At 70.4% G+C, this 12,953-nt stretch carries 7 protein-coding genes and 2 pseudogenes; 3 read left to right on the top strand and 6 right to left on the bottom strand.

Features of this window, described 5'->3' with window-relative positions:
* Window positions 1-32: 32 nt before the first annotated feature.
* From ACRAWC_RS19970 to ACRAWC_RS19950, 5 genes are all read right to left on the bottom strand, one after another.
* Window positions 33-2,141 (bottom strand): cellulase family glycosylhydrolase, encoded by a 2,109-nt coding sequence (locus ACRAWC_RS19970; protein ID WP_431349289.1) that lies wholly within the window; start codon window positions 2,139-2,141, stop codon window positions 33-35.
* Window positions 2,142-2,180: 39 nt separating this feature from the next.
* Entirely contained in the window at window positions 2,181-3,020 is an 840-nt protein-coding gene (locus ACRAWC_RS19965) for a carbohydrate ABC transporter permease (RefSeq protein WP_431349288.1), read from the bottom strand.
* Entirely contained in the window at window positions 3,013-3,984 is a 972-nt protein-coding gene (locus tag ACRAWC_RS19960) for a carbohydrate ABC transporter permease (RefSeq protein WP_431349287.1), read from the bottom strand. The genes ACRAWC_RS19965 and ACRAWC_RS19960 overlap by 8 nt, the downstream gene beginning before the upstream one ends.
* Window positions 3,985-4,056: 72 nt before the next feature.
* On the bottom strand, window positions 4,057-5,361 hold the full coding sequence (locus ACRAWC_RS19955) for an ABC transporter substrate-binding protein (RefSeq protein WP_431349286.1): 1,305 nt from the start codon (window positions 5,359-5,361) through the stop codon (window positions 4,057-4,059).
* Window positions 5,362-5,543: 182 nt separating this feature from the next.
* Window positions 5,544-6,557, bottom strand: a complete 1,014-nt coding sequence (locus ACRAWC_RS19950) for a LacI family DNA-binding transcriptional regulator (protein ID WP_431349285.1) — start codon at window positions 6,555-6,557, stop codon at window positions 5,544-5,546.
* 235 nt (window positions 6,558-6,792) lie between these two features.
* Between ACRAWC_RS19950 and ACRAWC_RS19945 the strand changes: the two are divergent.
* Window positions 6,793-8,197: pseudogene (locus ACRAWC_RS19945) on the top strand (NAD(P)/FAD-dependent oxidoreductase).
* Window positions 8,198-8,335: 138 nt separating this feature from the next.
* Here the strand turns inward: ACRAWC_RS19945 and ACRAWC_RS19940 are convergent.
* Window positions 8,336-9,946, bottom strand: a complete 1,611-nt coding sequence (locus ACRAWC_RS19940) for a PucR family transcriptional regulator (protein WP_431349284.1) — start codon at window positions 9,944-9,946, stop codon at window positions 8,336-8,338.
* A gap of 90 nt (window positions 9,947-10,036) precedes the next feature.
* Between ACRAWC_RS19940 and ACRAWC_RS19935 the strand changes: the two are divergent.
* Both ACRAWC_RS19935 and ACRAWC_RS19930 read left to right on the top strand, forming a co-directional pair.
* Window positions 10,037-11,520 (top strand): annotated as a pseudogene (locus tag ACRAWC_RS19935) (CoA-acylating methylmalonate-semialdehyde dehydrogenase).
* A 19-nt stretch (window positions 11,521-11,539) separates the two neighbouring features.
* Window positions 11,540-12,952, top strand: a complete 1,413-nt coding sequence (locus ACRAWC_RS19930) for an aspartate aminotransferase family protein (protein ID WP_431349283.1) — start codon at window positions 11,540-11,542, stop codon at window positions 12,950-12,952.
* The last annotated feature ends 1 nt before the right edge of the window (window position 12,953 follow it).

The raw sequence follows: 12,953 nt of genomic DNA, 5'->3' as shown, positions 1-12,953 counted from the left end.
CTGTTCGGCTGTCTCCGCCTCCCCGCTGGGCTCTACGGTGGGTGCGGCGGCCGGTGTCGTCGTGGGGGCCGCGACGTTCGTCGTCGCGGCGTTCGTGGGCGGCGCATCCGACGCGCATCCGCCCAGAGCGACCGACAGGAACACCGCGATAACGGCGGCCGCGACGGCCTGCCGATTTCCCCCAAGGTCATGGTTGGACCGTAGCAGAGGTCCGAGTCAGTCCAGCACGACCTCGCGCACCGCCACACCGTACGGGTCGAGCGCCAGGTCGCCCGACGCGTCGCCCGCGAGCGTCCGAAGCTCCCCGCCACGACCGGCCGCACCGTGACCGGTGTCGCGTGCTGCGACACGAACACCGCGAAGCGCCGCCCGTCGTCGTGCACCAGCGTGTCCACGAAGACCCGCGGGTCGTCGAGGCGCACGTCGCGCTCCACATCGGCCACCGAGGCCAGCGCGTCGTACAACCGCCAGGTGTCCTCGGGGTTGCTGCGCGCCCGCGCGGACGCGAAGTACTCCAGCGGATAAGTCGACAGCACCGCGCGGCCCGCGCCGTGCTCCTTCACCACGATCGCCGGGCGGCCGTGCGAGTCGACAGCGATGACGGTTCCGGAGGTCGCCCGCACCGGCAGGAACGTCCGACCGTTCTCGTTGCCGGCCACGGGGAACGTCAGCACCGTCCCGGCGGTCAGCGGCCCGAAGTCCATCACGAACCGGATCGTCGCCGTCTCGTCGGTCACCGGCTCGGCCAGACCGTACGCGCTCTGCAGGCGCACGCCGAAGAGCGCTTCGGTGTTCGTCCACCACGGCCCGCGCTGCACGCCGCTGTCGCCGTGCGAGTACGACGCGTACACGGTCGCTCCGTCGCGGGCCAGCTCCTCCAACTGCAGCCAGGAGGTCGCGCACAGCTGTTTGATCGACGGCAGCAGGTACAGGCCGTAGCCGACCGGGATGCCGCCGTCCTCCCGCTCGCGGACCACGGCGACCGGGATGTGCGCCTCGTGCGCCGCGAGGTACGCCTGCTCGCCGGTCGCCACGATGTGCGCCCGCTCGGCCTCGTTCGTGAACGGGTAGTCCGCCTCCAGGTGCGACGGCACGACGATCGCGGCGTCCACCGGCGTGCGGTTCGCGTTCGGGAGGTCGATGGCCGCGAGGTCGGCGGCGAACCGGGCCAGCTCGCGCAGCGGCGGCTTGGGCGCACCGTGACGGTCGGTGATGCCGAAGTGCATCTCGAACGGGTGGTGCGAGTAGGGCCGCTGGTCGGCGAGGTCGTCGTAGTCGCTGTTGTTCCACGCGATCCAGCCGGTCGCTCCGGCGAGCAGAGTCGTGTAGAGGAGCTGCCGGTAGTAGGAGGCCGCGCCCTCGTCGGAGACGAAGTCGCTGGTGAGGCCGAACTCCTCCATGATGACCGGGAGGCCGACAGCGGAGAGCTCCGCGATGTACGCCGCCTTGAGGTGCTGCCGGGTCTGGTCGGTCTCCATCCGGTAGACGTGCGGCCCGACGAAGTCGGTGAACCGCGCGAGGTCGCGCACCGAGAAGCCGTTGTCGTGACCGGTCGTCTCGATGCCCCAGGCCCCGTCGCCGACCGCGACCGGCTGCGTGCCGCCGCCGGCGCGGACGGCGTCGACCAGCAGGGAGGCCCAGGCGTCCACGATCGGCCGCGGCGCCTCCCCGCCGTAGATCGGCATCTCGTTGGTCAGCAGCCAGCCGGCCACTGCGGGATGCGCGGCGAACCGCGCCGTGAGCTCCCGCACGTACCAGGCCTGCCGCCCGACGAACCAGACGTCGCTGTAGAGGTCGCGCCCCTCCCGCCACGCCGGGTCCCAGTTCTCGCCCGACATGTGGCCGACCAGGAAGGTCGGCACCGTCGTCATCCCGGTCTCCGTGTGGGCATCCAGGAAGTCGGCGAAGTTCGCCAGACACTGCTCGTCGAGTGTGTCCGGGGTGGGATGGAAGTCCGGCCAGTAGAAGAACGACCGGGTCATGGTGAGGCCGTGATCGGCGAGCACTCGCAGTTCCTGACGGATGATCGCGGGGTCGTAGCGCTTCCACATGAGCGGGCCGCCGGTGCGCGACCAGAAGTTCGCTCCGAGCCAGACCACAGGGGTTCCGTCGACGGCGAGGAGGGGAGACGGGCGGTCCATGATTCCTTTCGGGGGCAGGTGTTCAGGTGCTGTCGCGGGTCACTTGACGGCGCCGGCGGTCAGGCCGGCCACGAAGCTCCGCTGCAGGATGAGGAACGCGACCACGATCGGGATCGACACGACGAGGGAGGCCGCCATGATCTGGTTCCAGTACACATTCGTCTGAGTCGAGTAGAGCTGCAGGCCGACCGCGAGCGTCCGGTTCTCGTCCGTCGTCATGACCGAGGCGAACAGCACTTCGCCCCAGCTCGTCATGAACGAGTAGATCGCGACCGCGATCAGGCCGGGCTTGGCAGCAGGCAGCACGACGTGCCAGAGCGCGCCCATCGGACCGGAGCCGTCGACCATCGCCGCCTCGTCCAGGTCCCGCGGGATGCCGTCGAAGTAGCCGGCGAGCATCCAGATGGCGAACGGCAGCGCGAACGTCAGGTAGGTGATCACCAGTCCCCAGCGGGTGCCGACGAGCTGGATGCCGACGGCTTGGTTGATGTTCACGAAGATGAGGAACAGCGGCAGCAGGAACAGCACGCCCGGGAACATCTGCGTGGACAGCACGGTCGTGGTGAAGATGCTGCGGCCCTTGAACCGGTACCGCGACACCGCGTAGGCGGCGAAGACGGCGATGATCAGGCTCAGGATGGTCGCGGCGCTGGCGACGATGACGCTGTTGACGAAGTACGACGCCAGCGGCACCGTCGACCACATGTCGATGAACGGCTGGAAGGTGATGTTCGTCGGCCACCAGGTGAAGGCGCCCTGCACGTCCGCCAGCGGCTTCACCGACGAGGTGATCATCACGTAGAGCGGCACCGCAGTGAACAGGGTCAGGAAGACCACGACGACCCAGCGGAAGACTTTGGACGAGACGGTCTCACGCATTGCGGTTCCTCCGGTTGAGCACGATCAGGTAGATGCCGGACACGATGAGCAGGAAGATCAGCAGCAGCACGCTCATCGCGGCTCCCGAGCCGAAGTTCCAGGTCAGGAACGACGCGTTGTAGATGTGGAACGAGATCAGGTCGCCCGCCGCGGGCTGCGCGTTGCCGAACAGCACATAGGGCGTGTTGAAGTCGTTGAACGTCCACAGGAACATCACCAGCAGCAGCACGGCGTTGACCGGCCGCAGCATCGGGAGGGTGATCGACCGCCACTGCCGGAACGGCTTCGCGCCGTCCACCGCCGACGCCTCGTAGACCTCGCCCGGGATGGACTGGAGGCCGGCCATCAGCATCAGGAAGGCGAACGGCCACAGCCGCCAGATCGCGACGATGACGATCGACCAGAACGCGTTGTCGCCGATCAGCCAGAACGGCTTCTGGCCCGGGAGGCCGAGGTTGTCGAACAGGAAGTGGTTGACCGCCCCGGTGTCCTTCTGGAGCATGAACTTCCACGTGATGATGCCCGCGTAGAGCGGCAACGCGTAGGGCACGAGGAAGAGGGTGCGGAAGAATCCGCGCCCGCGGAACCGGCCCTGCAGAGCGACGGCCGCGGCCATCCCGAGCGCCCAGGAGAGCCCGACCACGAGGATCGTGAAGCTGCAGGTGATGAGGAACGAGGTCAGCAGGCCGGCGCCGATGGACGTGTTGAAGTCCAGCGCGACCTGGTAGTTCTTGAGGCCGACGAACGGCGCCTCGCTCCAGTTGGCGATGAAGAACTTGGTGAGCTGCAGGAAGCTGATCCAGATGCCGGTGGCCATCGGGATGACGTGGATGAGCAACTCGAAGATGATGGCCGGCGCCAGCGGCACCAGCGGAAGCCACCAGCCCTTGGGCCGCTTGCGGCGGGTCTTGGCCGGTGCCGGCGCCTCGGCGGGGCTGGTCCGGACGGATGTCGTCGTCGACATGGAACTCCTTCGGTGGGTGCGGCGGCCGGGCGGGGGCGAATCCCGCCCGGCCGTCGCGGTGGGGCTAGGAACCTAGCCGCCGATCGACTGCTTCACCTGGTCCTGAGCCGTGCTCAGAGCCGACTTGATGTCGGAGTCGGAGACAGTGCCTCCGGTGGCGATCTTGGCGAACATGTCGTTCATGGCCTTGCCGACGGTGTTCTCGAACTGGTCCTCGGCCGGCACCAGCGGCAGCGGCTTGGACATCGTGTTGTAGATCTTCTGGAACGTGGCGGCCTCGTCCGCGTTGTCGGTGAAGTTCGGCTTGGCGCCGTTCAGCACCGGCAGCGTCGAGTAGGGCTTGCCGAGGGTGGACTGCACCGACGAGCTGGTCATGTACTTGACGAACTCGAGGGCGGCGTCCTTGTTCTTGGTGTTCTTGAAGATCGACAGGTTGATACCGGCGACGTGGCTGGCGATCTGCTTGCCGCCGTCCGGAGCCGGGAACGGCACGACGCCGTACTGGTCGGACTTCATCCCGTTGGCGACGATCGAGCTGTCCGCGTTGTTCTGGCTGAGGATCATCGCGACCTTGCCGGTGGCGAAGTCGTTCACCGCCTGCACGCCGTTGTCGTACTGGGCGTTGGAGGTGTTGACGACCTTGTCGGTCTGCATCAGATCGAGGTAGCGCTTGATGCCGTCGATGTTCGCCTGGCTGGTGAACGTCGGGTTGCCCTTGCCGTCGAACCAGGAGCCGCCGTTCTGCGCCGAGTTGATGAACGCGAAGTGCGCGTTCTCGGTGTAGCTGCCGGCCGCGAGCGAGAAGCCGTACTGCGTGCCGTTCGTCAGCTTCTTGGCGTCGGCGACGAGCTCCTCCCAGTTGGTGGGCGGCTGCACGCCGGCGTCGGTGAACATCTTCTTGTTGTAGTACAGGCCGTAGGCGAGACCGTAGAGCGGGACGCTCGTCACTGTCTTGCCCGGGGCGCCGCCGGTCTGCAGGGCGGTCTTCACGAACTTGTCGCTGCCTCCGATCGCCTTCATCTCGCTGTCGCCGAACGGCAGGAACGCGCCGGTCGCCTGCAGGGAGGCGGCCCAGGTGTTGCCGATGTTCAGGACGTCCGGGCCCTGGCCGGAGGTGACGGCGGTCTGGATGCGCGTCTGCAGGTCGTTCCAGCCGATCACCTCGAGCTTGACCTTCACCCCGGTCTGCTTGGTGAAGTCGTCGAGCACCGGCGTCAGGACCTGCTTGTCGTTGTCGAGGCTGGTGCCCTGGTTGCTCGCCCAGTACGTGATGGTCGACCCACTGGCCGACGATGTCGAACCACTGCTGCTGCAGCCCGCCGCCACGAGCGAGATCGTGGCCGCCAGCGCCGCGGCGGCGATGACGCGTTTCCTCATTGTGACTCCTTCGTCTCTTGATGGGCGCCGCCGCTCCGTCCCCAGGGAGCGCGCCGTGCGCCAGGGCGACTATAACTGAACCGGTTCAGTGACCTCAAGCGTTGACACCCCTGGTTTTGGGGGTATATCGGATACGTTTTCGAGGGCCCTGGTCAGGCCGCGAATCCGCTCGGCACGCGTGCTCAGGCGGAGACGCGGACGCTGGTCGATCGCACGACCAGCTCCGACGCGCGCGCGGTCCGCGTCGCCGTCGCGACCCCGGCGAGCTCGTCCAGCAGCATCCGGGTGGCGCGTCTGCCCTGCTCCTCCGGGAACCGTGCCAGCGCGGTCAGCGGACGCGAGCCGATCCGGCAGATCAGGGAGTCGTCCCAGCTGACGAGAGCCACATCGTCGCGTCCGGCCCGGCTGAGGGCGGCCTGCGCGCCGAGCGCGAGGAGGTCGTTGGAGGTGACCAGCGCGGACAGCGACCGGTCGCCCGCGTGCGCCGAGGCGATGCGCTCGCCGGCCTCCATCGAGTAGTCGGACGGCTCGGACGACGCATGCATCCCGAGCTCGGCCGCGAACCGCGCGATCGCATCGGCGCGCTCCTGCTCGTGCTCGAACTCGGCCGGCCCCTGGATATGGAGGATGCGGCGGTGCCCGAGCCCGTGCAGGTGGTCGACCAGGATGTGCGCGTCGCCCCACGCGTCGTAGAGCAGCACGCGCCCCGGCGCGACGCTCTCGTTGTTGCCGTGCAGCACGAACGCCAGCCCGAGCTGGTCGAGGAGCGCCGGCCGCGGATCGCCCACGGTGATGTCGAAGAGCATGACGCCGTCGACGCGCTGCTCGGCGCTCCAGCGGCGGTAGGCGGCGAGGTCCTGGCCGTTGGAGGGGCCGATCATGCGCAGCAGCAGCGACTGACCGCTCTCGGCGAGTTCGGCCTCCACACCGGCCAGCAGGCTCATGTAGTAGGGCTCCGTGCCGAGCAGCCCGGGATCGCGGCGCAGCACGATGCCGATCGCGTCGGACCGGGCGCGGGACAGCGCGCGGGCGCTGGAGCTGGGATGCCAGCCGAGCTCGTCGGCGAGGTCGAGAACGCGCCGCCGCGTCTCCTCGCTCACGCCGGGCTGGCCGTTGAGCGCATACGACACCGACGCTTTGGACAGTCCCAGCCGGTCGGCGAGGCCGCCGATCGTCACCCGGGTCGCTGACACCACGTCGTGCTCCTTCCGCGCCGACCGCTCCGCGCGGCCGATCGGGGAAAGAGTACATCGAACTGAAGCGGTTCAGACCGCGTGTCGGGCGGGCGGAGCCGCGCATCCGCGTCGGACGGTCTGCCCGGAGTCGGGTCGGATTCGCGACGGACATCCCGCGCGCAACCCGGCAGAATGGGCGGCACCAGCACCTCACCGGCACCGACAGCGCCGACGACCGCACCAGGAGGGCATCGCCGTGGCCTCAACCGTGTTCGAACGACAGGCACCACCGGCTGCCGTGGTGAGCCACGCGCTCGCCCCGGCCCGGCAGGCCGTGTTCTGGATCGAGGACGCCCCCGGCGACCGCTACCCGCGTTTCCGGGGCGACATCGAGTGCGACCTGGCCGTCGTCGGCGGCGGCTACACGGGCCTCTGGACCGCACTCCTCGCCAAGCGCGAGAACCCCTCCGCGCGCGTGGTGCTGCTGGAGGGGCGCCGGATCGGCTGGGCGGCCTCCGGGCGCAACGGCGGCTTCTGCGAGGCGAGTCTCACGCACGGCGACGAGAACGGCCGCGCCCGCTTCGGCCGGGAGTTCGACGAGCTGCAGCGGCTCGGGTCGGCGAACCTCGACGAGATCGAGGCGACCGTCGGCGAGCTGGGGCTGGACGCCGACTTCGAGCGCAACGGCGCGATCGACCTCGCGACCGAGCCGCACCAGGTCGAGTGGCTGCGGGAGGGCGCCGAAGGCGAGCACGCACGCTTCCTCGACCGGGAGGCGGTGCAGGCCGAGGTGCACTCCCCACCTATCTCGGCGGCCTCCTCCGCACCCGCGACTCGGCGCTCGTCCACCCCGCCAAGCTGGCCCGCGCGCTCGCCCGGGCCTGCGAGGCGGCCGGGGTCGAGCTGTTCGAGCGCTCGCCGGTGGAGGGCATCGCTGATGGCACCACGCTCTCCACGCCGGGGGCGTCGTGCGGTCGAAGCGCACGGCCCTCGCCCCGAACGTCTTCCCGAGTCTGCTCACGCGCAACCGGTTGGCGACGGTGCCGGTCTACGACTACGTGCTGATGACCGAGCCGCTGAGCGTGGAGCAGCTCGCGTCGATCGGATGGTCGGGCCGCCAGGGCCTCGGCGACTCGGCCAACCAGTTCCACTACTACCGGCTCACGCGCGACGACCGGATCCTGTTCGGCGGCTACGACGCCGTCTACCACTACGGCGGGCGCGTCCGCGAGCGGTACGAGGACCGGCCGGAGACCTTCCGGAAGCTGGCCGCGCACTTCTTCACGACCTTCCCGCAACTCGAAGGCCTCACCTTCACGCACCGCTGGGCCGGCGCGATCGACACCTGCAGCCGGTTCTGCGCGTTCTTCGGCACGGCCAGGCGCGGCACGGTCGCCTACGCGACCGGCTACACCGGGCTCGGCGTCGCGGCGACGCACTTCGGCGCCCAGGTCATGCTCGACCTGCTGGCGGGCCGGGAGACCCAGCGCACGCGCCTGGAGATGGTCCGCAGCCGCCCGCTGCCGTTCCCGCCCGAACCGGCGGCCTCCCTCGGCATCAACCTGACCCGCTGGTCCCTCGACCGGGCGGACCACCACGAGGGCCGCCGCAACCTGTTCCTCCGCACGCTCGACGCCGTCGGGCTGGGCTTCGACTCCTGACCGGCCCGCAGAACGTGCGCGAATAGCCACCGCGACCTTCGTGACGAATCGCGACTTCGGCCTTCGTGCCGAATGTCGCGAATGCGGCGGCGAAAGGCGACATTCGGGCCGAATGTGCGGGAGCGCCGGCCCGGCGCGTCAGCGTCGGATGCGGCGCGCGAGGACCGCCGCGTGCAGCGCGCCGATCGTCTCGCCGTCGTCCAGGTCCAGCCCCAGCAGGTCCTCGATGAGCGCGATCCGCTGGTAGAACACCGACCGGGAGAGGTGACTCGCCGCGGCGGCGCGCGTGCGGTTGCCCGGGTGGCTCAGGTAGGCGCGCAGCACCTCGATCAGGTCGCCGTCGTTGGCGAGGTCATGCTCGATGAGCGGGCGCAGCATCCGCTCGGCGTACTCCTGCAGCCGCGGGTCGTCGCCGAACGCGGTGACCAGGCGGAGCAGCGGTCGGCTCTCGGCGCGCTGCACGACGGCGTGCCTCCCTCGGCCGCCACCACCGCGCCCGGTCAGCTCCACGGCCTCCTCGACCGAGGACAGCAGCCCGGGGATGCCGTGCGCGTCCGAGCCGACGCCGACCACCGCGGCGTCCCCTGCCGCAAGCGCGTCGGCGACCGCGTCCGCGCCCGGCCGCCCCAAGCGCGACGACACGGCCACGACGAGGAGCCCTGGCGATGCGGGATGCGGCGCCGCGATGGCCTCCGACCCCGCCGTGCGCGCGGCCTCCAGGGCTGCGGCAGCCGCCTTGGCCTCCACCCGCCCCGACCGGGTGCGCACCGCCACACCGGCCAGCACGCGTTCGCCGACCGGGAACCCGGACGCCTCGAACCGCGCGGCCATGCCGCCGTCGCCCGCGAAGCGCCGCCCGAGCAGCGCCCCGAGCAGGGCGTCGTGGCTGCGCCGCGTCCACTCCTCCTCGTCGCGGTCGGCCAGGCGGCTGAGCGCCAGCGCGACGGCAGCCTGCTCCAGCACGCTCGACCGCCCGGCGGGATGCGGCTCGCCGGGGAGCGCGACCAGGTGGCCCCAACGCATCCCGCGGGCCTCCACCGGCGTGAGCGTCCAGCCCGGCTCCCCCGTCCCCTTGTGCGCGGCGCGCGAGCGCTGCTCCCAACGCTCCAGCTCGGCCTCGCCGTCGCCGACGTTCTCGGCGACGAGCACCTGATGGCCGGTGTCCTCCAGCACCACCGGGCAGCCCAGCACGCGCGCCGCCTGCGCCACGATGAAGTCGGCCGGACTGCCGCGGAGGCTCAGCCCGGTGAACAGCTCGCGGATCTCGTCCCTGGCCCGGAGCGCGACGGTCTGGTCGTCGATGATCCTGGCGTGCACCGCCTCGGTGACCGCGACGAAGCGCGCCTCGCGGTGCAGGACCACGAACGGGAGTCCCGCAGCCCGGAACTCCTCCAGCAGGGCCGCCGGCGCCTCCGGCGTGCGGGGGCCCAGCTCGAGGACGAGGCCCGCGATCTCCGCGTCCGCCAGGTCGCGGCCGAGCGCCCGCAGCGCGCGGGCGTCGCGCGGCCAGCCGAGGCCCGTCGCCAGCAGCAGCTCGCCGCCGGAGACCAGCCGCGCCACGTCCGCCGTCTCGGCGACATGCACCCAGCGCACGAGGGTGTCGAGCGCGCCCTCCCCGGCGAGGACCTCCGGCAGTGCGTCGGCCATCGGATCCATCCGCAGCACCTCGCGGACGGTCGGCAGAAGCATCCGCTCCGGCGCCGGACGAACTGTCTCGTCTTGTCCGAACGCCCGACGATCTGGCCTCATCGTTGGCTCCTCCGCTCTGTGATCATGGGGATTGCAAGCCTACTTCGCCGCCGGGCATTCCGTCCGGCGCAGCATCTCCAGGAGGATCCCGTGGCCCTCATCCGCCACTTCGTGAACGGCGAGGAGTCCGGCGACCCGGCCCGCCTCGGCCCCGTCTTCGACCCCGCCACCGGCGTCCGGCAGCACGACGTCGTACTCGCCAGCGCCGCCGAGACCGCGGCCGCGATCGCGGCGGCGAAGGCCGCACTCCCGGGCTGGCGCGCCACGAGCCTCACCAAGCGCGCCGACGTGATGTTCCGGCTCCGCCACCTCCTCACCGAGCGTCGCTCCGACCTCGCCGCGATCGTGACGAGCGAGCACGGCAAGGTGCTCTCCGACGCCGCGGGCGAGATCGGCCGCGGGCTCGAGAACGTCGAGTTCGCGTCCGGTCTGATCGACAAGCTCAAGGGCGAGTACAGCGAGCAGGTCTCCACCGGCGTCGACGTCCACAGCGTCAAGCAGCCGGTCGGTGTCGTCGCCTGCATCACGCCGTTCAACTTCCCGGTCATGGTGCCGCTGTGGATGGTCGCCAGCGCGATCGCCTGCGGCAACACCGTCGTCCTGAAGCCCTCCGAGAAGGACCCGTCGGCCTCGGTCTTCCTCGCCAAGCTGTTCGCCGAGGCCGGCCTGCCTGCGGGCGTGCTCAACGTCGTCCACGGGGACAAGGAGGCCGTCGACACCCTGCTCGACTCCCCGACGTCGCCGCCGTCTCCTTCGTCGGCTCCACGCCGATCGCCCGTTCGATCTACCAGCGCGCCGCCGCCAACGGCAAGCGCGTGCAGGCGCTCGGCGGGGCGAAGAACCACATGGTGGTCCTCGAGGACGCGGACATCGAGGCCGCGGCCGACGCCGCCGTCTCGGCCGCCTACGGCTCGGCCGGCGAGCGCTGCATGGCGGTCAGCGTGCTGGTCGCGGTCGGCGAGGCGGGCGACCGGCTCGTCCCGGCCATCCAGCGCCGGCTCGGCTCGCTCACGATCGGCCCCGGCACCGACCCGGCCAGCGACATGGGCCCGCTCATCACGCGCGAGCACCGCGACAAGGTCGCCTCCTACGTGGCGAAGGCCGCCGCGGAGGGTGCAACCGTCGTCGTGGACGGCACGGCGCAGGAGTTCGACAACGACGGCTTCTTCGTGGGGGTCAGCCTGGTCGACCACGTCACGCCGGGCACCGCGGTCTACGACGACGAGATCTTCGGACCGGTGCTCTCGGTCGTCCGCGTCGACACGTTCGAGGAGGCGGTCGCGCTCATCAACGCCAACCCGTACGGCAACGGCGTCGCGCTGTTCACGCGCGACGGCGGCGCCGCCCGGCAGTTCGAGTTCGACGTCGAGGTCGGCATGGTCGGCATCAACGTCCCGATCCCGGTGCCGATCGGCGCCTACTCGTTCGGCGGCTGGAAGAACTCCCTGTTCGGGGATTCGCACATCTACGGCCCCGAGTCGTTCCACTTCTATACGCGCAGCAAGGTCGTCACGACGCGCTGGCCCGACCCGGTGCACTCGAAGATCGAGCTCGCGTTCCCCGGCAACTCCTGAGCCGAAAGAAGCCAACGCAATGACCGACACCATCGACACCACCGTCCGCACGGGCTTCACCGACCGCCGCGGGGTCTCGCACTCTTTCGGGGACGCCGACGAAGAGACCCAGGTCCGCAGCGACGACCGCAGCCACGTCTTCCACTCCTGGAGCGCGCAGGCGCAGATCGCCCCGCTGCCGATCGCCGCGGGCGAGGGCTGCACGTTCTGGGACTACCAGGGCAACGCGTACCTCGACTTCAGCTCGCAGCTCGTCAACCTCAACCTCGGCCACCAGCATCCCGACCTCGTCGCCGCCATCCAGCAGCAGGCCGGACGCCTCGCGACCATCCAGCCCTCGATGGCGAACGATGTGCGCGGCGAGCTGGCCCGCCGGATCGCCCGCGTCGCGCCCGGGACGCTGAACCGGGTGTTCTTCACCAACGGCGGCGCCGACGCCAACGAGTACGCCGTCCGGATGGCCCGCCGGGTGACGGGACGGAGCAAGGTGCTGTCCATGTACCGCTCCTACCACGGCGGCACGGCGACAGCGATCTCGCTGACCGGCGACCCGCGCCGCTGGGCGAACGAGCCGAGCGACCCGTCCGTCGCGCACTTCTTCGGCCCGTACCTGTACCGTTCGGCGTTCCACGCCACCACACCGGAGGAGGAGACGCAGCGCGCGCTGGAGCACCTGGAGAGCGTCATCGTCCTGGAGGGCGCCGCGACCGTCGCCGCGATCATCATCGAGACGATCGTCGGGACGAACGGCGTGCTGATGCCACCGCCCGGCTACCTCGCCGGCGTGCGCGCGCTGTGCGACAGGTACGGCATCGTCTACATCGCCGACGAGGTGATGGTCGGCTTCGGCCGCGTCGGCGAGTGGTTCGCCGTCGACGCGTTCGACGTGGTGCCGGACCTGATCACCTTCGCGAAGGGGGTCAACTCAGGCTACGTACCGCTCGGCGGCGTGGTCATCTCGGACCCGATCGCGAACTTCTTCGACGACGTGTCGTTCCAGGGCGGCCTGACCTACTCGGGTCACCCGCTGGCCTGCGCGGCTGGGGTGGCGACGTTCGACGTGTTCGAGCGGGACGGCATCCTCGAGCGCGTGCGCGACCTCGGCGAGCGCGTCGTGGAGCCCGAGATCACCGCGTGGCTCGACCGGCACCCGTCGCTCGGCGAGGTCCGCGGCCGCGGCCTGTTCTGGGCGCTGGAGCTGGTGCGCGACCGAGAGACGCGTGAGCCGCTGGTGCCTTTCAACGCGGCCGGCGCGGACGCGGCCCCGATGGGCGAGGTCGCCGCGGCGTGCAAGGCGGCGGGCGTCTGGCCGTTCACGCACTTCAACCGCATCCACATCGCACCGCCGCTGGTGATCCAGGAGGACGAACTGCGCCGGGGCCTCGCCGCGATCGACGCCGCGCTCACGGTCGCCGACCGCTACGCCGCCTGAT

This window comes from Leifsonia sp. L25 (assembly GCF_050632895.1).
Note: the sequence above shows the minus strand (reverse complement) of the source record. Positions and strands in the feature narration are given on the sequence as shown.